A 21,953-nucleotide genomic window follows, 5' to 3' on the forward strand; every position below is an offset into this window, starting at 1 on the left:
ATCAGTATATAATAATGCAATTTTTGCAATATGAGTAAGAAAAAATTAGACGAATTGTTCAGAGAACAATTTAGAGATTACGATGCTACCCCAGATGAAAAAGTTTGGGATAATATTGAAGCGTCTCTTGATAAAAAAGATAAACGAAAAATTATCCCTATTTGGTGGAAGCTAGGTGGTGTTGCAGCTATTCTTGTGGTTTTTTTCTCTTTGTATAACCCTTTTGAAATTATAATTAATGATGGAATTGAAGAAGTTGATATTACTTATGATTCTGACAATGAAATAGATGGTGTAAATATTGAAGAGACACAAATTTCGGATACGGAAAGTAGTGATGCTAAAGAAGAAATTAATACTGAAAAAATAGAAGAGAATCATTTAGACAAGAATTCATCTTATGTTTCTAATTCAACTAAAAAGAGTTCGAATATAAAAAAACAAAATACAGTTAATTTTAATAGTAAACGTAAATCAAGTGTTGGTGCTAACAACGTAGCCAGTAGCTATAAGAGTACATCTGAAGATCAAAACAATTTAATAAATTCAAGTGAAGTTAATAAAGGTTCTAATGTAGATAATGCATCAGAAAATAATATTATAGTTGTTAATAGAGAAATAGATTCAAAACAAAAAAATGATTATAAAGCTTTGGCTAAAATTGATAACAACGAAGCAATTGCTAATAAGTTAACGAGGGAAGAAGAAGCTGCTCAAAAAAACAAAGAAAAGAAGAAATCTATTTTTGATGAGATAGAAGAGAAAGAAGAAGAAGTTGCTGAAAATAATGTGAAAAAATGGTCTGTTGGGCCGATTGTTGCTCCTGTTTATTTTAATGGAATAGGAGAGGAGTCGCCCATAAGTTCTAGTTTTAATCCAAATTCAAAAACTGGAGATGTTAATTTTAGTTACGGAGTATCAGTAGCTTATGAAGTAAGTAAGAAGCTTAAAATTAGATCAGGAATACATAAAGTTGATTATGGTTATACAACTAATCAGATAGAGTTTTCTTCATCTTTTAACGGTGCATCTGTAGCTCAATTAGAAAACATAAATTATGCGGTTAATTCTGAAAATGTTACAGTTAATAGCGCTTTTGTAAATACAGCAGACGCTCCGTCTTTTTCAAATGATATTACTGGTAAAAATGCAAGTTTAAATGGTAACTTACAACAGCAATTTGGTTATCTAGAAGTGCCATTAGAGGTTAATTATGCATTGCTTGATAAGCGTTTTGGTATAAATATAATAGGCGGTTTAAGTTCTTTGTTTTTAGTAGATAATACTGTTTTATTAAACTCAGGTGACCAAAGCACCTTATTAGGCGAGGCAAATAATATAAATTCAATTAATTTTAGTACTAACGTGGGTTTTGGCTTAAACTATAATATTACGCCTAAATTTCAATTCAATGTAGAGCCAGTATTTAAATACCAATTAAATACATTTTCAAACACCTCTGGTGGTTTTCAACCATTTTCAGTTGGAGTATATAGTGGTGTAAATTATAAGTTTTAAATACTTAACTCTTTAAGAATAACAGATCTAATTTCGTCTCTTAAAGATGCTTTGTGAGCCTCATCTAAATCTGAGGTCTTAAAAAAATGATGAATTTTAGCCCTTGTTCTTCCTGGTTTACCTTTGGTAATCGTAAACGGTAAACGTTTTTTATTGTCATAAAACGTCATGGGTACAATAGGGATTTCATGAGCAATGGCCATTTTAAAAGCACCATCTTTAAATTGATCTAAAACAATGTTTTCTTCAGGTACACCACCTTCAGGAAATATACATATACTAAGTCCGTTATTTAACCTTTTTTGAGCGCTACGGTAAACTGCGGTTCTACTTTTAGCATCACTACGATCAACCATGATGGCAACTCTTTTAAAGAAAAACCCAAACACAGGTATTTTCGATAATTCTTTTTTACCCACAAAAACAAAAGGGTTTTTGCTAAGTTTCAACATCAACATAATATCTAACATGCTTGTGTGGTTAGCGATCAGCATATAACTTTTTCCTTTTACAATTTTTTCTTCTCTTTCTATTTTAGGAATGCAACCCATTCCGAATAAGATAAAATTTGCCCATAAGTTTCTGGTAACCCAAAAAAACTGTGGGTACCATTTTTCTGAGAGAGAAAGAATTATAAGTACAGGTAGTAAAATAAAGATTGGAATTGCTACCAAAATGTAGAACCAAATCTGATAAAGTATGCTTCCTATTTTTTGAAGAAATTTAATCATAAATTCAAAAGTAACAATTTTATGAGGTTATACTATTTGTTTTACCTTTGTAGGATAATTTTTTATAAGAAATGGCACGAATTTTAACGGGAATACAAAGTACAGGAACACCACATTTAGGAAATATTTTAGGGGCAGTTATGCCAGCAATTGAAATGGCAAATGATCCTAAAAACGAATCTTTTCTATTTATAGCAGACATGCATTCACTTACTCAAATTAAAAATGGTGAAGAATTAAGGTATAATACGTATGCCGTTGCAGCAACCTGGCTTGCTTTTGGTTTAGATATTTCTAAAACTGTATTTTACAAACAAAGTGCTATTCCGCAAACAGCAGAACTTTCGTGGTATTTGAGTTGTTTTTTTCCATACCAACGTTTAACGCTGGCACATTCTTTTAAAGATAAAGCAGATCGTTTAGATGATGTAAATGCAGGTTTGTTTTCATACCCTATGCTAATGGCAGCAGATATTTTATTATACGATGCAAATATAGTACCTGTTGGTAAAGATCAATTGCAGCATATTGAAATGACACGTGATGTTGCTTCTCGTTTTCATGCACAAATGGGAGAAACTTTTGTTTTGCCAGAAGGTAAAATTCAAGAACAAACTATGTATGTTCCAGGAACAGATGGTGCTAAAATGAGTAAGAGTAAAGGGAACTTAATTAACCTTTTTCAGACAGATAAAAAGTTGCGTAAGCAAATTATGGGCATCCAAACGGATAGTACACCGATGGAAGAACCAAAAAACCCTGATACAGATAATGTATTTGCGTTATATAAAATACTTGCTAACGATGAGCAGGTAGAAGAAATGCGAGCAAATTATATAAACGGAAATTACGGATATGGCCATGCAAAACAAGCCTTATATGAAGTAATTATAGCTAGATTTGGTGAAGCTCGTGAAAAGTTTGATTACTACATGAATCATACCGATGAAATTGATAAGGCGTTAGAAATTGGTGCAGTAAAAGCACGTAAAATTGCTAATGAGGTTTTATCAAGAGTTAGGGAAAAAGTAGGGTATTAGATATATATTTAAATTTGAAGATAAAACAAGAACCGACCATAGCGTCGGTTTTTTGTTTTTAAACATAGTTTTAAAAATGGTATTTAAAGTTTTAATTCAACGATTTATCGACAAACGGCATAATATTTTATATTCTTAATAATACTCAAAAGCTAACAAACTAAATGGTTTGTAATTTTGTTTTTAGTTTGAAGCTAAAACGTGTTTTATTAATCTCACTTTTGATTAAAGTGCCTCAAATAGCTTTCCAGGCAGAGGTCGAATTACGCCTTTCATTTCCATATTCAATAATGTAGAGGATGTTTTGAAAATGGGAAGTTTACAATCTAGTGCAATAGTATCTAAAACTTGTTTACCTTCTTTTTGTAAGTAAGAATAGATCATTTCTTCAGTAGTTTCTAATTGTACAAAAAGTTGTTGCTGTACTGGTTTTGAATTTTTATTATTTATTTCCCAGCCTAAAATATAAATTAAATCAGCTGCTGAGGTTATCATGTGAGCTTTCTGTTGTTTTATAAGGTTATTGCAGCCAATACTATATTTATCTTCAGAGCGCCCAGGTACCGCAAACACATCTCTATTATAACTGTGTGCTATATCAGCAGTAACTAAGCTTCCTCCTTTTTCGGCAGACTCTATAACAATTGTTGCTTCACTCATACCTGCAATAACTCTATTCCTTTTCAAAAAATTTTCTCTTTCAGGGTTGCTGCTAGACCAAAACTCTGTAAGAAATCCACCATTTTCTTCTATTGATGACATGTATTTAAAATGTGCTTTTGGATAAATTTGATTTAAACCATGAGCCAAACAACCTATTGTTTGTAGACCATGTTTAACTGCTGCTTTTTGCACACAAATATCAACACCATAAGCAAAACCACTAACGATTATTGGATTGAGTGGAGCTAAGTCTTCAATTAGTTTTTCACAAAAAGATGTACCGTAACTCGTTATGTTTCGTGTTCCGACAACTCCAATGATTTTCCTATTTTCTAAATTAATATTTCCTCTTTTAAATAATAAAATAGGACTATCAATACATTGTTTTAAATAAGCAGGGTAATCTGCATCCATAAAATAAAACACTTTTATGTTTTCTTTTTGAATATAATCGTACTCTTTTTCGGCTGCTTTTAGATATTCTTCATTAAAAAGGTTTTTTAATGTAAAAGAACCAATACCATCAATCTTTAACAAATTGTGCATTTTGTCGGTGAAAATTGCAGTTGGACTGCCGCAATGTGAAATTAACTTTTTTGCAGTTACATCTCCAACATTTGGTATGCGTTGTAATCGTAGTGCTGCAATAAGTTCAACTTCAGTCATTTAATAAGTGTTATGTATGAGGTTGCAATGTAAAGGAAATAAAATGTTAATAAAAAGTAATTTTAGATGTTTTACTGCATCCGATTTTTTACAATCTTTGTAATGATGAGATTAGAACACTACATTGAAGAGTTATTATACAGATACAACTGTGTAATTGTACCAGAATTTGGAGCATTTTTAACACAAAATAAATCTGCATACATAAAAGACGATACCCATACATTTTACCCGCCATCTAAAGTTTTGTCATTTAATAAACTGTTGGTTTCTAATGATGGCTTGTTAGTTTCTTATATTGCAGACGCTGAAAAAACAACGTATGACGATGTTTTACAACGATTAGCTGTTTTGACAAAAAAATGGGAAAAGCAACTTCAAAATAGTGAACGTTTAGTTTTAGATAATATCGGAGAATTTTGGATTGGGAAAGAAGGTAAATTACTTTTTGAACCATCTAAACGTGTAAATTATTTAACGACATCGTTTGGCTTATCATCATGTGTTTCTTCTGAAATTACACGTGAAATTTTAAAGGATCAAATAGTAGAGTTGGAAGAAGAAATTCCATTTATTATAACACCTGAACAAAGAGAAAAAAAGTCTTTCAGACCATTTTTAAAATATGCAGCTGTAGCTTTTTTAACATTATCATTAGGTCTTACAGGTTTTCGTTATTACACTGAAAATAACTCAAACCAAGTATTAGCACACCAAGATGCTCAAAAAGAGGTTTCAAGACATATTGAAGAGGCAACTTTTTTTGATGCTGCACCTTTAGAGTTGCCAGCATTAAATATAAAAGCAACCATTATAAATAACAGTTCAGAAACTACATATCATGTTGTAGCAGGTGCTTTTAAAGTAAAAGATAATGCTGATAAAAAAATCAATCAATTAAAATCAGAAGGGTTTAATGCTAATTACATTGGTATTAATAAATTCGGTTTTCACGTGGTTAGTTTTGATAGCTTTACAGAAGTAAATGAAGCCTTAAATTATTTAAGAACTATTAAGCGCACAAAATCTAGTGATGCTTGGATGTTTCAAGAATAATCCGCACTTATTTTTTAAAGAGTTTTAAGCGTGTATCTTTACGCAAAAAATTAGAAGTATGAACTCTAAGACTCCTAGTGAATCTAGAACAATTATGACCGATATGGTCTTGCCAAGTGAAACAAATCCATTAAATAATTTATTTGGAGGAGAATTATTGGCGCGTATGGATAGAGCAGCAAGTATTGCGGCACGAAGACATAGTAGACGTATAACGGTTACCGCATCTGTTAATCATGTAGCTTTCAACCAATCTGTTCCTGTGGGTAGTGTTGTAACTGTTGAAGCATCTGTTTCAAGAGCATTTAGAACCTCTATGGAGGTTTATATAGATGTTTGGATGGAAGATAGGTTTACAGGCGCTAGAAGTAAAGCAAACGATGCTATATATACATTTGTTGCCGTTGATGATACCGGTAAACCAACTGAAGTGCCGCCAATTGAACCAGAGACTACAATGGAAAAAGAACGTTTTGAAGGTGCATTACGAAGAAAGCAATTGAGTTTGGTTTTAGCAGGTAAAATGAAACCACATGAGGCAACAGAGCTAAGAGCTTTGTTTATGAATGATCCTAAATAAACTTATAACTGATAAATCCACTCTTCAGGATTTAAACGAGAGGTGTCTTGGTATAAATAGAATTTTAATAAGGTTTGGTTATTTATTGCATTTGTATAAATAACACCTAATTCTTCTTTTGTTTTTACTTGGTCACCTTTTTTTACATACACATCCGACAAATTGTAGTACGTACTAATAAAATTACCATGTTTTATTTGCACACCTTTATTACCACCAGGTACACTAATTACTGCAATAACCTCCCCTTCAAAAATAGCACGAGCTTTAGTTCCACTATCTGTTGCTAATATTACGCCATTATTTTGGTGCTTAATACCAGGGTAAACAGCATCATTATAAATACCAAAACCTTTACTTTTAAAACCTTTTTCTACTGGCCAAATTAACTTGCCTTTATTAGATGCGAAATTTTTCGCAACTATTTTAGCTTCTGGTGTTAAAAAGAATTTACTACTATTTGAAGTTTTACCAGCTTTTTTGTTTGAACTAACAATGGCGCTACGTATTAATTTTTCTATTTGTTGATCTATTTTGCGAGCTTCTCTTTCTTTTTTCTTGATAGTAGCTGCATATTTACTTTCGTTTTTACGAATCGTATTTAGCAGTTCGCTTTGAGAGCTTTTTTCTTCAATAAGTTTCTTTTTAGCGCTTGTGTTTTCGGCTATTAATAGATCTTTAGTTTTACGCTGCTCCGTTAATTCAATATTTAATGATTGTAGTTCAGTAGTTTTAGAAGAAATTTCTTCTCCTTGCTCTTTTCTAAATTTAGTATACTGCTTCATATATTGAAGCCTTTTAAAGCCTTGATAGAAGCTTTCCGAAGAAAGTAAGAACATTAGTCTACTTTGTTTTGATTTGTTCTGATATGACTTCTGAATCATTACAGCATAATCATCCTTGAGCGTTTTTAATTCATCTCTAAGCTTACTAATGTTTCTAATATTAGCATTTAGTTGACGATTTAGTAAATTCGATTGTTCATTAGTTACCCTAATTAACTGCTGGCGTACTTTTATCTTTTGGTCTAAAGCATCCATTTGATCTAAGACATTTCCTTTTTCTTTTTTCTCAGCATATAATAATTTATTTATTTGCTGAATTTCTTGCTGAAGCTTAGCACGCTTAGCTTCTAAATTTTTTTGCTCAGTAGTTTGTGCATAGCTAAATGTAGAAATGAGCAAAAAAGAAATAAATAGAATGTATATACGAAATAATGAAGATGCTTGCATATTACTTTAAGATAATTTCTTTAAAACCATTTGGTATACTGTATGGAAATTTTAAATTTTTATCAAACTCAATATTTTTATATTCAATTGTAATCAAGCTTTGGTTGCCATCCATAGTAGCAACTATGCCAATTTCATTTGGTAAAACCTTTTTCTCAATCTCTTGATAGTTTTTATAATCGATTTGTAATAATCTACCTTTTTCAGGTTGCGCTATTTGTTGCATTCCTATTCTAAAATTTTTAGGCTCAATTTGAAAAAGAATTTTAAATAAATTGAGAGTCTTCTTTGGTTTTAGTTCATAGGTGTCATTTGTGATGGCCGCGTCGTATTTATCTTTTTTTAAATCTAATATAGCTTGGCCAAGTAAAACACTTTGTACTTTCTCAAAATTGAGCTCTGTTCCTAATATATTGCTTAAATACGTGAAATCACCATCAAAATAAGTATTATCTAATTTATTATAAAATGTTACTCTTTCAGGTGTGATATAAGCTTTGACTAACCCAAGTGTGGCACTTATCCATATAGCCTTATCCTTCTCCATTCTAAGGCTTACACTAAAGCCTTGAGACGCATTCTCATCTTGATAATCAATTTTCATTTTACCAGAAATAGTATTAAAGTCTAATGCATTTGCATAATGGGCCTTAATAATGGCTTTTGAAGTCAAATCGTTATTGATTGTGCCACCCGTAACTACTTTGGTAGATTTGCAAGATACTATTGAGAGCATCAATACACCGTAAATTATATTTTTAATCACTTTCATATTTTTTAAAATCCAGGTCTAACTTTACGTAAATACTGGTTTGCCTTAGCGGTATTTTTAATAGCATTATACGCATCAGCTAACTCTCGATAAATATTATTAGCTAGTTTTATATCATCTAGCATGTAATCTAACGATTCTTCTAAAGTGCTTATCGCTTCTTTAAAACGTTTCTTTTTATTTAGCGATAATCCTTTTGCATAGTAAAAGTAAGGTTGGGCAGGGTAACTATCTAATGCTTCTTGAGAAACAGTATCTAATATTAAATAATTATTGGTTCTTATTAAGCCAGATATTCTTACTTTATAATATTCTATTGAGGCAGCTTCGCTGTTTGAATTATCTACTTTGGTGTATGTATTCTTAAAAGTAAATGTTTCTTTTTTTACCTCTTTTTGAGCTAATCCTATATTTATTTTAGAATTTAATTCTTCTGTGAAAGATGATTTTTTTAAAGTGTTGATTATTTGATTTGCAGAATCGTAGTATTCCATTTGATAATATATCAACGCTAAGTTTTGTTTAAACTCTAAGTTAGAATTAGGTAGTTGATTAGTAATATCATTAACTCCACTATGTTTTAAATTTAAAACCTCTAACAATGTGCGTGTGTACCAAAAATTACTAGGGTCTGAGTTTACTGCACTAATTGCATATTGTTGTGCCAATTCAAATTGTTTTGTTAGCTGATATACTTTTGCTAATTCAAAATCAACAACTGCATTATCAGCATCTATTTGTTTGCAGTTTAAAAATAGATTTGCGGCTTTATCATAGTTTTCAATCCCTTTTTGTTTTAAGGCATCAAAAAAATTTTCTTGAAAACTATCGGTATATTCTTCTAAAAAAACTTCAGCACTTTCTTCAATATTTATTTTTTCTTCTTGGGTAAAAGCAGAGCTAGAGATTATAATAAACCCCCAAAAAAATATGTTATGAAGTGTGTTTGTTTTCATAATATTTATAAAAGCTAGCCTTATATTTAATAAAAAGGCTAGCTGTTTTAAGTAGCTAAAATTATTCTAATATAGAATAATCGCCAATACTAATGCTTTCAAAATTACCATTATATTTCACATGGTTACCAACCATTGCGTTGTCTAAATTAGCATTAGTTATTTTAGTATTCGTCTGTATTAAACTATTCTTAACAGTTGAGTTTTCAATAACCGTATTTTCACCTACTGAAACGAATGGTCCTACTGTTGTGTTTTTTAGTATAACATTATCTCCAATAAAGCATGGTTCAATAATATTTGCATTTTCTAAAGTAACAGATTTAGAAATTAACTCTACTCCATCAGCATGTAAAAAACCTAACATACGTTGGTTAGTTTCAATAGTTACAGCTTTATTGCCACAATCCATCCACTCACTAACAGTACCAGTTTTAAAAACTTTACCATCAGCCATCATTCTTTTAATACCATCATTTATTTGGTATTCTCCACCATTGATGATATTGTTATCTAAAACATATTGCAATTCGTTTTTAAGAACAGCAACATCTTTAAAATAATAAATACCTATAACAGCTTGGTCACTAACAAAAGTTTCAGGCTTTTCTACTAGTTCAACAATTTCGTTTTTATCATTTAAATTCACAACGCCATATGCAGAAGGGTTATCAACTCTTTTTGTCCAAATAACACTATCCGCATCTTTATCTAAATCAAAATCTGCTCTAATTAATGTATCTGCATAAGCAATAACTGCAGGACCAGATAAAGAGGGTTCAGCACACATAATTGCATGACCAGTACCTTTAGGATCTAATTGTCTATAAATACTTGGTTTTGCGCCAAGTTCTGTAGCTAGCTCTTTTAAACTTTCGACAACATCGTCGCCAAAAAAAGCAGGATCGCCTAAGATAAAAGCAATTTCATCTATTTTCTCGTTTAACACTCCTGCTATATCAGCAACTAACCTGTGTACAATAGGTTTGCCAGCAACAGGAATTAATGGTTTTGGAACCGTTAAACTATGTGGCCTTAGTCGTGACCCACGACCTGCCATTGGAACAATAATTTTCATAATATTATGATATCAATTTATTAATGATTGTGTTTATTTTGATGAGCAATTTTCATGCTCAAAACAGCAACGTTTTAATTACATATTTGTTTTGCGAAATATTGTAAATTATTTAACACCGGTACTCCCAAAGCCACCTTCGCCTCTTTTAGTTTCTGATAATTCGCTAACAACAACCCATTCAGCACGTTCGTGTTTTGCAATAACCAATTGTGCTATTCGTTCTCCATTTTCAATCACAAAAGGCTCATTCGATAAATTAACTAAAATAACACCAATTTCGCCTCTGTAGTCTGCATCTATTGTTCCGGGAGCATTCAATACTGTAACTCCTTTTTTTGCAGCTAAGCCACTACGTGGTCTTACTTGCGCTTCAAAACCTACGGGTAGTTCAATAAATAAACCAGTTTTGATAATAGAACGCTCTAAAGGCTGTAATGTAATTGCTTCAGAAATATTTGCACGAAGATCCATTCCTGCTGATGCACCAGTTTCGTAATGCGGTAAATCATGTGATGATTTGTTGATAATGTTAATCGTCATTTTTTTAAAAGTATTTGTCTTATTTTTTCATTTTCTAATTTATATACTAATGCTAAAAACAAAAGTAAAAGAATAGAACCGATTACTAAGCTTCTATCAAAAATGTAAAACGATAAGATAGAAAAAAGTATAGAAACGGATAGGTAGAAACCTATTTTTCGCATGTTATAGGGTACTGGATAGTGTTTTTTTCCATAGTAATATGATAAAAACATCATTGTTCCGTACGCTACAACTGTTGCAATTGCAGAAGCCATATAGCTTATGTATGGTATTAAGGTTATATTAATTACAATAGTTAAAAAGGCACCTATAAAAGATATAAAAGCTCCATACCTTGTTTTATCTGTTACTTTATACCATACCGATAAGTTATGATATATACCCAAGAAAAAGTTTGCAAGAATAATTAAGGGTACAATTTTCATTGCCTCCCAATAAGCTGTATTGTTTACGAAAATAATTTTTAAAACATCAGCAAAAACTACGACAGATAATAATATTACACTACCTAGTATTACAAAGTAATTTGTAATTTGAGCATATGTTTTTTGTGGATTTTCAGATTTAGAATGACTAAAAAAGAAAGGTTCAATACCCATTCTAAAAGCAGTAGAAAATAAGGTCATAAATAATGCTAGTTTATAACAAGCTGCATATTTTCCGATTTCAGCCTCTGCAATATTCTCTGGTAATAATTTTTCCAATAAAATTTTATCAAATACTTCGTTTATCGTAAATGCTATTCCTGCTAGTAATACGGGCATAGCATATTTCATCATTTTTCTCCACAACTCTTTATCGAAAACATATGTGTTTTTTATATAAAGTCCAAGCATAAATAAAAGTGTTATTCCGCTGGCTATTAAGTTTGAGATCAAAATATATGATACCTGAAAATCTTCTTTATAAATTGAAGAAAAGAAAGAATCGCTGTTTGTAGCTATTATTTTGGGTAGTGCAATTAAGAAGAATAAATTAAGCCCTAAATTAATTGAAATATTTGCAATTTTTAATATTGCATATTTTAAAGGCTTTTCATTTGCTCTTAACCAGGCAAATGGAATTATAACTAAAGCATCTAGCGCTAATATATATATGGCGTATTTTATATATTTTGGATGAATACCAGTAATAGATACTAGTGGACTTTGTAGTATTAACGATAGTATAAAAAACAATATAGTTGAGGCTGCTATAGATAATAATGCAGTTGAAACTACTTTGTTTTTATCTTCTGTATTATGGTAAAATCTAAAAAAAGCAGTTTCCATACCATAGGCGAGTATGACATTAAAAATGGCAAACCATGAAAATATAATAGATACCTCGCCATATAAGCTTGGTGCCATCGCATCTGTATATATTCTCACCAATATAAATGACAGCATCCTCGGAAGAACCGTAGCTAATCCGTAGATAAAGGTTTGCTTAAAAAGATTTTTTATTAGGCTCAAAAAATTATTCTAATTAGGCCTCAAAAGTAGGTATTAAATGCCTGTGTACAAAGTTAGTTCATCTGTTTACTTGAATATATTAAAGGTTGTTTTTGTTTAATTCCAGTAATTTTAATGTATTTAACTTTTTTACCGTCTTTTTCAATATAAGAGAGTATGGCTTCGTTATTTTCTATAACAAAAGGAAATTGTTCATTTTCGTTTTTTTCTAGCTTAGGTGGTCGATTACCTACTTCATTTTTAATGTTACCATGCATGATGATATCATTTTGGTGAAATTCTTTGTCTAAAAATTTAGCAAGTATATATCTCTTACCATTATTTATTTCATAAGTAACATCAGTAATTTTTCCTCTAAAATATAACTGCTGCATCGCTATATTTTCATCTTTTATTTGACTAATCGGAATTTTAACTTCAGTTCCTGAACCGCTCTTCTCTTTACCACCAACCCATTTTTGACTTGTAGGTGTTGATACTTTGAATGGAGCATTTTCTTGTAGTTTTTTCTGAGATGAACAACTGCTAATAGTAATTAGCATTGTTGTTAAGTATATTAAGTTTTTCATAATCTGGTATTTAGTACTTTATAAAGATATAAAACCCAATTTTAGTGCCAAACATTTTAGTTAAGAGTTTAAAACAAAAAACCCCGCTTTTAGCGGGGTTTGTATTTATAGAATATAAAAGTATTAATTACTTAATGCTTCAGCGCCACCAACAATTTCTAAAATTTCGTTCGTAATAGCAGCTTGTCTTGCTTTGTTATATGTTAATTTCAATTGATCTCTCATTTCTGTAGCGTTATCTGTGGCTTTATGCATTGCTGTCATACGTGCCCCGTGCTCACTAGCGAAAGAATCTCTAACACTCTTGTATAATTGTGTTTTAAGTGATTTTGGTATTAATTGTTCTACAATTTCGGTCTTAGAAGGCTCGTAAACATATTCAGCACTAACAGTTTCTGTGCTAGATACAGGAACAATTGGTAAAAATTGCTCAGTCATTATAATTTGAGTAGCTGCATTCTTGAACTTGTTATAAACAATTTCAATTTTATCATAAGAACCACTGGTAAATTTATCCATTAATTCTTCTGCAATTTCAGCAACATTATCAAACGTTAGGTTATCATAAACAGAACTATAATTATTAAGTACAGTATGTTTTTTTGATAAAGCATCATTCGATTTTTTACCGATAGCGATAAAATCTACTTGTTTTCCTGCATACGTTTGGTTTGCAAGAAGTAAACTTTGCTTGATAACGTTTGTGTTAAATGCACCACATAAACCTCTGTTTGAAGTTATAGATACTATTAATACTTTGTTTACCTCGCGGTTATCAGCATACTGGTTGCCTGTGTTTTCGTCTAAACTAGCACTCAAGCTTTGTAAAAGCTCAGTAAGTTTGTCAGAATAAGGACGCATAGCAGTAATTGCATCTTGAGCTTTCTTCAATTTAGCAGCAGATACCATTTTCATGGCACTGGTAATCTGCATAGTAGAAGATACTGATGCTATTCTGTTACGTATTTCTTTTAAGTTTGCCATATTTTATAGTATTTAGTACTTAGTATAAAGTTATTAGTTACAAACAACCCTATACTAAGTACTTTGTACTTAATACCTATTTTTTATATTTAGCTGATAAATCTTTACAAACTGAAGTTAATACATCAATAACCTCGTCTGTTAATTTACCTGCTTTTAAAGAATCTAAAGAATCTCTATGCTTAGCATTTAAAAACTCAATAAAGTCACGTTCAAATTCTTTTACCTTAGTAACAGGAACATCTCTCAATAAGTTTTTAGAACCAGCATAAATGATTGCTACTTGATCTTCTACCGTAAAAGGATCGTTTTGAGCTTGCTTTAAAATTTCAACATTACGACGTCCTTTTTCAATTACACTTAATGTAGCTGCATCTAAATCTGAACCAAATTTAGCAAAAGCCTCTAACTCACGGAAAGCAGCTTGATCTAACTTAAGTGTACCAGATACTTTTTTCATTGATTTAATCTGAGCATTACCACCAACACGAGATACAGAAATACCTACGTTAATTGCAGGACGTACACCTTGGTTGAATAAATCTTGCTCTAAGAATATCTGACCATCTGTAATCGAAATTACGTTTGTTGGGATATAAGCAGAAACATCACCAGCTTGAGTTTCAATAATTGGTAACGCTGTTAATGATCCACCACCTTTAACTATAGGCTTTAAAGAATCAGGTAAATCATTCATATCTTTTGCAATAGAATCATCTGCGATTACTTTAGCAGCACGCTCTAATAATCTAGAATGCAAGAAGAATACATCTCCTGGGTATGCCTCACGTCCTGGAGGTCTTCTTAATAAAAGAGAAATTTCTCTATAAGCAACCGCTTGTTTAGATAAATCATCATAGATGATTAAAGCTGGTCTACCTGTATCTCTAAAGTACTCACCAATTGCAGCACCTGCAAATGGAGCATATACTTGCATAGAAGCAGGGTCAGATGCATTAGCTGCAACGATAGTTGTATATGCTAAAGCTCCGTTATCTTCTAGTGTTTGTGCAATGTTTGCTACTGTAGATGCTTTTTGACCTATAGCAACATATATACAATATACTGGCTTGCCAGCATCGTAAAATTCTTTTTGATTTAAGATAGCATCGATACAAACTGTAGTTTTACCAGTTTGACGGTCACCAATAACTAACTCACGTTGTCCTCTACCAACTGGGATCATAGCATCAATTGCTTTAATACCTGTTTGTAAAGGTTCAGTAACTGGCTGACGATAAATTACACCTGGAGCTTTACGCTCTAAAGGTAATTCATAAAGTTCACCAGAAATTGGGCCTTTACCATCAATAGGTTTACCTAATGTGTTTACAATACGACCAACAATACCTTCACCAACTTTAATAGAAGCAATTGTTTGTGTACGTTTTACTACAGTACCTTCTTTAATATCTCTAGAAGGACTTAATAGTACAACACCAACGTTGTCTTCTTCTAAGTTTAGAACGATACCTTGCAATCCACCTTCGAATTCAACTAACTCACCGTATTGTGCATTAGATAATCCGTAAACTCTTGCGATACCATCACCGATTTGTAAAACCGTACCTACTTCGTCTAAAGAGGCTGTAGCTTCAAATCCTGATAATTGTTGTTTTAATATTGCTGATACCTCAGCGGCTTTTACTCCTGCCATGTTATTAAAGATATAAGTTGTAGTACAAATTTATACTTTGTAACCACGTTATTATAATTATAAACTGTTTGTAAACTCTCTTTTTAAATTACTTAATTTACTTGCGATGCTAGCATCGTATTGTAAATCTCCTACTCTAAGTACAAAACCACCAAGAATTTTTTCATCGATAGTACTTTCAATAACGACTTTTTTCCCTGTTAATTCTACTACTTTTTCTAATATCTTCTTTTCTAAATCAGAAGTTAAAGGAACTGCAGTGGTTACAAAAGCAACACCTTGTCCTTTTAAATCTTCATTTAAGATGATGTATTTTTGAGCAACTTCATTTAATAGACCAATTCTTTTATTGTCTACTAAAACTCCAATTAAGCTTTTTGTAACTGCATTTGCATCTTTAAAAATTTCTAATAAGATATTTTTCTTATCTAAACTTTTAACTACAGGGCTACTTAATGTGTCAGCAAGCTCTTTACTTTCATTAATTGTTTGTGCAATAGAACGCATATCGTTTTCTAAAGCCTCCAAAGCCTTATTTTCAACGGCTTGGTCTAATGTTGCTTTTGCGTATCGTACCGCAGCTCTAGATTCGCTCATGCTCCTAGTTTAATTTTATGTCACCCAACATGTCTTCAACCAATTTTAATTGCTTGTCTCCGTTAGATAATTGTTCTTTTATAACTTTTTCTGCTATTTCAATTGATAAAGAAGCTACCTGATTTTTAATATCAGCAACAGCAGCTTTCTTTTCACCTTCAATAGCTTCTTGAGCTTGCTTAAGCATTTTATCACCTTCAGTTTTAGCCTGATCTTTAGCATCAGCTAACATCTTATCTTTAATGTCACGTGCTTCTTTAATCATGCTTTCTCTTTCTGTACGAGCTTCTTGTAATAAACGCTCACTATCAGCAGTAATATTTTGCATTTCTTTTTTAGCTTTTTCAGCAGCAGCTAATGCATCTGCTATACCCGTTTCTCTTTCGTTTAAAGAATTCAAAATTGGTTTCCAAGCAAATTTAACCATTAATGCAATTAAGATTAATAGTATGAAAGCTTGCATGAAAAATAAGCCTATCGGAAAATCGTTAAAAATATCCATACGATGTTATTCTGTATTATTTGTTAGTTTACTTTTTAAAGCACAGTAGTAACCAACCGTTAATACTGTGCTTCAATTTGCTTTGATCGGAAATTAGTTTTTACCTAAAAGTAAAGCACCGAATGCTAAACCTTCTAATAATGCTCCGATAATGATCATCGCAGTTTGGATTTTACCAGCTGCTTCAGGTTGACGAGCAATACCTTCCATTGCTTTACCACCAATCATACCTAAACCGATACCACCACCGATTACGATTAATCCTGCTCCAATTAAATTGTACATACTAAATTGATTTATATTAAATTAAAAAATAAACTCTTGTTAAATAAAATCTGCTCTTACATCTTCTACATCACTTACTTCATGGCCATGATCATCATGTTCGTGATCATGATCGTGTTCCGCTACAGCCATACCAATAAATAATGACGATAACATAGTAAAAATGTAGGCCTGTAAAAAGGCAACTAATAATTCTATTACGGTTAAAAATAATGTTAAAAATACAGATATACCTGTTGCGCCTACTGTACCGAATTGTGCTTTCAATAAAATCATTAAAGCTGCAATACCCATAACTACTGAGTGACCTGCTGTAATGTTTGCAAATAAACGTACAAATAATGAAAATGGTTTAGTTAATATTCCTAATAATTCAACAGGAATAAGTGCTATTTTCATAAGTACAGGTACTCCAGGCATCCAAAAAATATGTTTCCAATATTCTTTATTACCACTAAATTGAACAATTAAAAAAGTGAATAAGGCTAAACATACAGTAACAGCTATTTGTCCCGTAACATTAAAACCTATTGGCGTTAAACCTAATAAGTTTAGCACCCATATAAAGAAAAATACGGTTAATAAAAAGCCCATGAATTTACGGTAGTGCTTTTCGCCAATGTTAGGTCTTGCAATTTCGTCACGTACATATAAAACCAGAGGTTCTAATACACGAGCAAAACCAGTAGGTATCGCATTCTTTTTATATCCACTAGCTAAAGACCTGAAACCGAATAACATTAATAAACCTGCTAATAACATTCCGAACACACTTTTTGTAATCGAAAAATCTAAAGGTTTATGTGCATTTGTTGGGTGATGCTCTTCATCAAAGTTGATGTTAGTTGTGTTAGCATCTAATTCATAAATTACACTGTGTAATTTTGCAAATTTAGAACCGTTACGTTCTACAATAACTTGTCCATTATCATCATGGTGAAATTCTGATGACATAAAAGTTGTTAATCCATTACTTGACCACAAGATTACAGGTAGAGGAAAACCGATATGTTTAGTCTCTTCTGCATCATTTGTATAGGAGAAAAGGTGAAAATCGTGAGAATCCTTAAGGTGATGCTTGATATAATCGTCAATATCCCCTTTAGTATTTATTTTACCACTTACAGCCTCAGCATGATCTTCTTTTTCAGGATCTGACATAGAAAACCCTTGAAATGAGGATATAAGGATAATTAATAAAGCTACTCTACTAATGTATTTTGATGCTATATTCATTATAAACGATTCGAAAAATTACTCCCTTAAAATTTTGCGCAAAGGTAGTTATTAAAAATATAAATCAAATATTTTTTTTTGTTATTCTTGATGAACTACAATCGTTTTAAAATTTTGGAAATAAAAAGAACCTCTACGGTTAAGAATAAAGCAAGTGGAACTAGCATATAAAAGCGCTCTATACGAGGTAATGGAGTTGCGCCAAAGACTAATTCTTCAAAAATAATTACAAAGAAAATTATTTTTAAAAAAAGTGTTCCTAGGTATACAAATCCTAGTTGTTGTTTTAAAATTTCAGCAGATGCTAAGTATGCAAATAAAATGCAGATACCTAAAGAGAATAAATAATGGTATAAATAGACCTTACCCAGCGGAAAAGAGATCTCATCTTCAACTAAATATAAATGAGTATATTTTGAAAAAATGAATAGTATTGAAAAAACTACAATGTAGTTAATGATAGATTTTAACAAAGTAATTATGTGTTAAGTTTATTCGCTTGGCGAATTAAAGAATATATAGATATAAAAATAGCCACAAGTGTAACTGAAATTTCTAAGTAAGTGGTAGCGAATTTTTCATCTAACCAAGTACCTAATAGGTTGCCCAAATAAATAGTTAAACCCATTTGAATACCAATTCCAGATAGTTTTGCAGCAGTTTGTAACCCTTTGTTTACTTTTTTAAGAGGCTTTTGCGGTTCCATTTGATGTGTTGCCTGTTTTGTTTAAGCTACCACCTTTAGCATTGCCCATAGTACAAGATGCATTAAAAGTAGCGCCAGGTTCAACAGCTAGTTTAGAAACAGATACAGTACCTTCAATAACAGCAGTCGATTTTAAAGTAAGTAATTCAGAAACCAAAAGTTCTCCGTTAAAATTACCTTCTATATCAGCATTAACACATTCTACCTTACCGTGTATATAACCATCTTTACCAATAACAACCTTACCAGATGTCTTTACATTACCATCTAGCTTACCATCTATTCTGAAATCTGCTTCAGAAATGATATCTCCTTTTATTTTTGTGTTTTTTTCAATTCTATTTGGTTGTCCTCCTAATTCTGTCATTCCTTTAGGTTTTTTATTATCTGAAAACATGTGCTACGGTTTTGGGGTTATAATGTGTTTTTTGTACGCTGTTAGATTCTTATGAACCTGTACAACTTTATAGTTCGAAGATAAAATTACAAAATTATCATACGGTACGAGGTAATCTTTGTTGTTTTTTAATAATTCTGCATATCCTAAAGCAAATTCTTGACTTCTAAAGCCATGTGCTATTACAAATTGATTCTCTAAATCATAGACATCAATAGAAATTTTATTTCTGTACTTCAAGTCTACAATTGATTTTTCTAAGAGTTCTTTTAAATCTTGTGCTTTTTGACTATCGATCATTTTAAATGAGAAAACAAGTTTCCAGTTTTCTGCTTTCTTAGCAGAATTAGGTGTCAAAAAATCCTTATTGGCTAACTTAGGTAGTTGATCTGCTATAATTTCTTTTGCTTTTTTACCTTCCGGATTGTTAGGATAGTTAAGAGCTACGTAGTTTAATGCTTCTTCAAAAGCATCATACCCTTGTATGCGACCTATAGCATTTGCTTTTAATAACTCAAACTTAGGAGCAATTGGGTCACCAGTAAATTTATTTATGTTTTCTTCTGAATTTGTGATTACAGCTAAATATTCTTGATTTAAAAATTGTTTATATAAAGCAGAATATTTGGCATCTGGACTCTCTGCATCACCCTGTAAGACGGCTTGTGGGTTTAAAAGTATTTCTGAATACCTAGAGTTTGGGTGATTTGTAATTATGTTTTGCTTCATCTGGGCCACTAGAGGGCTGTTAGATTCTTCGTATATTTTATATAAATTATATTTTGATGGTAATATTAAACGCTCTTCTGGATCTGATTTTAATACGGTTTCTAATTTACCAGCTGCTAAAAAATTCTCTTTAAACTTTTCTTTATAAATTAAACCTAATTGATAGTTTGCAAGGTTTCTTTCAGTCTTTAAGCTGTCAATTACAGTAACTTCAGTCGGAATTTGATTTATATAATAATCAACCGAATATTTTTGATCTTCATTAATTTCTTTTGTCGTGTTTTTATTATCATTCGCAACAAAATCTTGATCAGATAAAATGGTTGAGCCTTTATCAGCCCATCTCCAGTTATCTTCTAGGGTTCTATCACCCCAACGCGATCTAAAATCTGTTTTACCATAACCTAAGCTTGTAATATTATAAAAGTAAAACTTCCCTTTGTTTTGTTTTCCTCCTTTAGTTTCGGCAAAAGCAGCAACACCCTTCGTTTGACGTTCTTCTTCTTTTTTAGCAGCTGCAGTCTCTTTTTCTTTCAAGTCGGCTATGTAATCACCAAAATATGCAAATTGCTTATCTTTTGGCATATTGTATAATGTAATTACGCTATCCGTATATTGAACAATTTCTTCATATGCAATTACATCTTCTAAGTTGTCAAACTTCTTTTTTATTAAACGATATTTTTTAATGTTTTCAGGTAGGTTGGTGAGTGTACTATCATAATAAGCACCTGCAATTTTATACTCATTTTTATCAAAGTTGTATTCTCCTAAGTTTTCATAATTAAGCGCATTTAATTGTGGCTTATTTAGTGTTGCTCTTAGCGATTTGTTGAAGTATGAAATAGCTAAACTATCAGATTGGTTTGTTAAATGATATTCAGCAATTTGTCGATATATTTTATCAAGAAAAGGTCTGTTTTCTCTATTTTCCTCTAAGTCTGTTAAATACTCTAGTAATTCTAACTTATTTTCAGGAGTGATATCTGTATTTTGAATTTTTTGCAAGTGAGCATTAATCATATACTCACGTGGGGATTTTCTGTTAAGATCAATAATTTTATTGAACGCGTAGTTGGCACTGTCTTTATAGCCGAGTTGGTTATATAATTGACCAATTATATAATAATAACGTCCTTTTTCAGGATTTTTTTTGGTATAAGCAGACGCTATTTTTAAATTTTGAACGGCAGTATCAATTTTGCTAAGGTTAATATAGGCTTGTGCCATCATAGCTCTAGCATCTGCATATTCTTGATCTTTTAGCACCTCAAATTTAAAAAGTCTTTTAAAATTTCTTAAAGCTAATTCATCATTCTCTAAGCGTATGTTTACTTTTTCACGCCAAATAGCAGCTTCATTAAGTTTATCGCTTTGAGGGTATTTTCTTAAAATGTAATTAAAAGCTTCTAAGGCAGGTAAAAAACGCTGCTCAAAGTATCTTGTTTTTCCTAGAAGAAGAAAAGCTTCGTCCGTTTGTGGGTTGCGCTCTTCGTCTTTAATATCCATACTGTGCTTTTGTATGGCCTTAGCAGCTTTTTCTTCTGCAATTTCAAATTTTGGATTTTTATTTTCTGAATCTAAAATGATTTCTTCGCGAATCGTAAGTCGTTCAACAGGTAAAACCTCCCAATAATTATCTTGGTAAGATAGGTTGAGCTCTTCACGGGCTTCTTCAAAAGCAATGTTACCATTATACAGTACATTATATTTTGTGTTTAGCGCGTGCCAATTGCGATTTACGAATGCATCTTTTTTGGTAGAACACGCATTAAAGAGCATGCAACCAATTAGTGCTGATAGAATAAGTTTAAACCGAAGTTTCAATTTTACGTATTTATGTACTTACATTAACTTAAAAAAAGGTTGATTATTATGTAGTTTATCGATAAATAGTGCATTTATTTTGGCTAGACACTTAAAAAGACTTTTTGCAGCGTTACTTTTTACAAACCAAGTAGTTTGTTGAATCGCACTCGAAGTTTTAATTTTTACACAT

23 protein-coding genes and 1 other annotated feature are annotated in these 21,953 nt (G+C 31.5%); of the genes, 4 read left to right on the forward strand and 19 right to left on the reverse strand.

Features of this window, described 5'->3' with window-relative positions:
- The first annotated feature begins 30 nt into the window (after positions 1-30).
- On the forward strand, positions 31-1,518 hold the full coding sequence (locus H0I23_RS14580) for a hypothetical protein (RefSeq protein ID WP_216784020.1): 1,488 nt from the start codon (positions 31-33) through the stop codon (positions 1,516-1,518).
- Here the strand turns inward: H0I23_RS14580 and H0I23_RS14585 are convergent.
- The gene (locus H0I23_RS14585; protein ID WP_216784021.1) at positions 1,515-2,249 is read right to left on the reverse strand and encodes a 1-acyl-sn-glycerol-3-phosphate acyltransferase; all 735 of its coding nucleotides are present in this window, start codon (positions 2,247-2,249) and stop codon (positions 1,515-1,517) included. The genes H0I23_RS14580 and H0I23_RS14585 overlap by 4 nt on opposite strands.
- A 71-nt stretch (positions 2,250-2,320) precedes the next feature.
- Between H0I23_RS14585 and trpS the strand changes: the two genes are divergently transcribed.
- Positions 2,321-3,289, forward strand: a complete 969-nt coding sequence (trpS, locus tag H0I23_RS14590) for a tryptophan--tRNA ligase (protein WP_216784022.1) — start codon at positions 2,321-2,323, stop codon at positions 3,287-3,289.
- 225 nt (positions 3,290-3,514) lie between these two features.
- On the opposite strand, the gene dprA is transcribed toward trpS, so the two are convergent.
- Positions 3,515-4,618: a DNA-processing protein DprA gene (gene dprA / locus H0I23_RS14595; protein WP_216784023.1), complete on the reverse strand. Its 1,104-nt coding sequence runs from the start codon at positions 4,616-4,618 to the stop codon at positions 3,515-3,517.
- 102 nt (positions 4,619-4,720) lie between these two features.
- Here dprA and H0I23_RS14600 point away from each other — a divergent pair, with 102 nt between their 5' ends.
- A complete protein-coding gene (locus H0I23_RS14600) occupies positions 4,721-5,674 on the forward strand; it encodes an SPOR domain-containing protein (protein WP_371736640.1) in 954 nt (317 codons plus the stop codon).
- Between the two features lie 58 nt (positions 5,675-5,732).
- Positions 5,733-6,254 (forward strand): acyl-CoA thioesterase, encoded by a 522-nt coding sequence (locus H0I23_RS14605; RefSeq protein ID WP_216784024.1) that lies wholly within the window; start codon positions 5,733-5,735, stop codon positions 6,252-6,254.
- A gap of 2 nt (positions 6,255-6,256) precedes the next feature.
- On the opposite strand, the gene H0I23_RS14610 is transcribed toward H0I23_RS14605, so the two are convergent.
- The 17 genes from H0I23_RS14610 to H0I23_RS14690 all read right to left on the reverse strand — a co-directional run bounded on the left by H0I23_RS14610 (position 6,257) and on the right by H0I23_RS14690 (position 21,781).
- Positions 6,257-7,486: a murein hydrolase activator EnvC gene (locus H0I23_RS14610; RefSeq protein ID WP_216784025.1), complete on the reverse strand. Its 1,230-nt coding sequence runs from the start codon at positions 7,484-7,486 to the stop codon at positions 6,257-6,259.
- Between the two features lies 1 nt (position 7,487).
- On the reverse strand, positions 7,488-8,258 hold the full coding sequence (locus H0I23_RS14615) for a DUF4292 domain-containing protein (RefSeq protein ID WP_254073617.1): 771 nt from the start codon (positions 8,256-8,258) through the stop codon (positions 7,488-7,490).
- Between the two features lie 5 nt (positions 8,259-8,263).
- Entirely contained in the window at positions 8,264-9,214 is a 951-nt protein-coding gene (locus H0I23_RS14620) for a lipopolysaccharide assembly protein LapB (protein ID WP_216784026.1), read from the reverse strand.
- A 61-nt stretch (positions 9,215-9,275) separates the two neighbouring features.
- Complete coding sequence (locus tag H0I23_RS14625; RefSeq protein ID WP_216784027.1) at positions 9,276-10,292, reverse strand: sugar phosphate nucleotidyltransferase; 1,017 nt, start codon at positions 10,290-10,292, stop codon at positions 9,276-9,278.
- 108 nt (positions 10,293-10,400) lie between these two features.
- A complete protein-coding gene (dut, locus tag H0I23_RS14630; RefSeq protein ID WP_216784028.1) occupies positions 10,401-10,835 on the reverse strand; it encodes a dUTP diphosphatase in 435 nt (144 codons plus the stop codon).
- Positions 10,832-12,292, reverse strand: a complete 1,461-nt coding sequence (locus tag H0I23_RS14635) for a lipopolysaccharide biosynthesis protein (protein WP_216784029.1) — start codon at positions 12,290-12,292, stop codon at positions 10,832-10,834. Before H0I23_RS14635 ends, dut begins: the two co-directional genes overlap by 4 nt.
- Positions 12,293-12,345: 53 nt before the next feature.
- The gene (locus H0I23_RS14640) at positions 12,346-12,861 is read right to left on the reverse strand and encodes a hypothetical protein (protein ID WP_216784030.1); all 516 of its coding nucleotides are present in this window, start codon (positions 12,859-12,861) and stop codon (positions 12,346-12,348) included.
- Positions 12,862-12,934: 73 nt separating this feature from the next.
- Positions 12,935-13,018: a sequence feature (Trp leader region), on the reverse strand.
- On the reverse strand, positions 12,985-13,845 hold the full coding sequence (gene atpG / locus H0I23_RS14645; protein WP_216784031.1) for an ATP synthase F1 subunit gamma: 861 nt from the start codon (positions 13,843-13,845) through the stop codon (positions 12,985-12,987). Its footprint overlaps the feature before it by 34 nt.
- A gap of 76 nt (positions 13,846-13,921) precedes the next feature.
- Positions 13,922-15,502 (reverse strand): F0F1 ATP synthase subunit alpha, encoded by a 1,581-nt coding sequence (atpA, locus tag H0I23_RS14650; RefSeq protein ID WP_216784032.1) that lies wholly within the window; start codon positions 15,500-15,502, stop codon positions 13,922-13,924.
- 57 nt (positions 15,503-15,559) lie between these two features.
- Positions 15,560-16,099, reverse strand: coding sequence for an ATP synthase F1 subunit delta (gene atpH, locus H0I23_RS14655; RefSeq protein ID WP_216784033.1), 540 nt, complete (start codon positions 16,097-16,099; stop codon positions 15,560-15,562).
- Between the two features lie 4 nt (positions 16,100-16,103).
- Entirely contained in the window at positions 16,104-16,601 is a 498-nt protein-coding gene (locus tag H0I23_RS14660; protein WP_216784034.1) for a F0F1 ATP synthase subunit B, read from the reverse strand.
- Positions 16,602-16,694: 93 nt separating this feature from the next.
- Complete coding sequence (gene atpE / locus H0I23_RS14665) at positions 16,695-16,886, reverse strand: ATP synthase F0 subunit C (RefSeq protein WP_024482291.1); 192 nt, start codon at positions 16,884-16,886, stop codon at positions 16,695-16,697.
- Between the two features lie 39 nt (positions 16,887-16,925).
- The gene (atpB, locus tag H0I23_RS14670) at positions 16,926-18,122 is read right to left on the reverse strand and encodes a F0F1 ATP synthase subunit A (protein ID WP_216784035.1); all 1,197 of its coding nucleotides are present in this window, start codon (positions 18,120-18,122) and stop codon (positions 16,926-16,928) included.
- A 95-nt stretch (positions 18,123-18,217) separates the two neighbouring features.
- On the reverse strand, positions 18,218-18,595 hold the full coding sequence (locus H0I23_RS14675; RefSeq protein ID WP_216784036.1) for a DUF6168 family protein: 378 nt from the start codon (positions 18,593-18,595) through the stop codon (positions 18,218-18,220).
- A 5-nt stretch (positions 18,596-18,600) separates the two neighbouring features.
- The gene (locus H0I23_RS14680) at positions 18,601-18,828 is read right to left on the reverse strand and encodes an AtpZ/AtpI family protein (RefSeq protein ID WP_216784037.1); all 228 of its coding nucleotides are present in this window, start codon (positions 18,826-18,828) and stop codon (positions 18,601-18,603) included.
- Positions 18,806-19,225, reverse strand: a complete 420-nt coding sequence (locus H0I23_RS14685) for a polymer-forming cytoskeletal protein (RefSeq protein WP_216784038.1) — start codon at positions 19,223-19,225, stop codon at positions 18,806-18,808. The genes H0I23_RS14680 and H0I23_RS14685 overlap by 23 nt, the downstream gene beginning before the upstream one ends.
- 3 nt (positions 19,226-19,228) lie before the next feature.
- A complete protein-coding gene (locus tag H0I23_RS14690; RefSeq protein ID WP_216784039.1) occupies positions 19,229-21,781 on the reverse strand; it encodes a tetratricopeptide repeat protein in 2,553 nt (850 codons plus the stop codon).
- Positions 21,782-21,953: the final 172 nt, after the last annotated feature.

This window comes from Cellulophaga sp. HaHaR_3_176 (assembly GCF_019021925.1).
Taxonomy (GTDB): Bacteria; Bacteroidota; Bacteroidia; order Flavobacteriales; family Flavobacteriaceae; genus Cellulophaga.

Excerpts from the sequence above, each read along its gene's own strand:
- H0I23_RS14680 (WP_216784037.1), bottom strand. The coding sequence starts at position 18,828 with ATGGAACCGCAAAAGCCTCTTAAAAAAGTAAACAAAGGGTTACAAACT.
- atpH (WP_216784033.1), bottom strand. The coding sequence starts at position 16,099 with ATGAGCGAATCTAGAGCTGCGGTACGATACGCAAAAGCAACATTAGAC.
- H0I23_RS14660 (WP_216784034.1), bottom strand. The coding sequence starts at position 16,601 with ATGGATATTTTTAACGATTTTCCGATAGGCTTATTTTTCATGCAAGCT.
- H0I23_RS14685 (WP_216784038.1), bottom strand. The coding sequence starts at position 19,225 with ATGTTTTCAGATAATAAAAAACCTAAAGGAATGACAGAATTAGGAGGA.
- dprA (WP_216784023.1), bottom strand. The coding sequence starts at position 4,618 with ATGACTGAAGTTGAACTTATTGCAGCACTACGATTACAACGCATACCA.
- H0I23_RS14615 (WP_254073617.1), bottom strand. The coding sequence starts at position 8,258 with ATGAAAGTGATTAAAAATATAATTTACGGTGTATTGATGCTCTCAATA.
- atpE (WP_024482291.1), bottom strand. The coding sequence starts at position 16,886 with ATGTACAATTTAATTGGAGCAGGATTAATCGTAATCGGTGGTGGTATC.
- atpB (WP_216784035.1), bottom strand. The coding sequence starts at position 18,122 with ATGAATATAGCATCAAAATACATTAGTAGAGTAGCTTTATTAATTATC.
- H0I23_RS14605 (WP_216784024.1), top strand. The coding sequence starts at position 5,733 with ATGAACTCTAAGACTCCTAGTGAATCTAGAACAATTATGACCGATATG.
- H0I23_RS14610 (WP_216784025.1), bottom strand. The coding sequence starts at position 7,486 with ATGCAAGCATCTTCATTATTTCGTATATACATTCTATTTATTTCTTTT.
- H0I23_RS14640 (WP_216784030.1), bottom strand. The coding sequence starts at position 12,861 with ATGAAAAACTTAATATACTTAACAACAATGCTAATTACTATTAGCAGT.
- H0I23_RS14585 (WP_216784021.1), bottom strand. The coding sequence starts at position 2,249 with ATGATTAAATTTCTTCAAAAAATAGGAAGCATACTTTATCAGATTTGG.
- trpS (WP_216784022.1), top strand. The coding sequence starts at position 2,321 with ATGGCACGAATTTTAACGGGAATACAAAGTACAGGAACACCACATTTA.
- H0I23_RS14625 (WP_216784027.1), bottom strand. The coding sequence starts at position 10,292 with ATGAAAATTATTGTTCCAATGGCAGGTCGTGGGTCACGACTAAGGCCA.
- H0I23_RS14620 (WP_216784026.1), bottom strand. The coding sequence starts at position 9,214 with ATGAAAACAAACACACTTCATAACATATTTTTTTGGGGGTTTATTATA.
- H0I23_RS14600 (WP_371736640.1), top strand. The coding sequence starts at position 4,721 with ATGATGAGATTAGAACACTACATTGAAGAGTTATTATACAGATACAAC.
- dut (WP_216784028.1), bottom strand. The coding sequence starts at position 10,835 with ATGACGATTAACATTATCAACAAATCATCACATGATTTACCGCATTAC.
- atpG (WP_216784031.1), bottom strand. The coding sequence starts at position 13,845 with ATGGCAAACTTAAAAGAAATACGTAACAGAATAGCATCAGTATCTTCT.
- H0I23_RS14580 (WP_216784020.1), top strand. The coding sequence starts at position 31 with ATGAGTAAGAAAAAATTAGACGAATTGTTCAGAGAACAATTTAGAGAT.
- atpA (WP_216784032.1), bottom strand. The coding sequence starts at position 15,502 with ATGGCAGGAGTAAAAGCCGCTGAGGTATCAGCAATATTAAAACAACAA.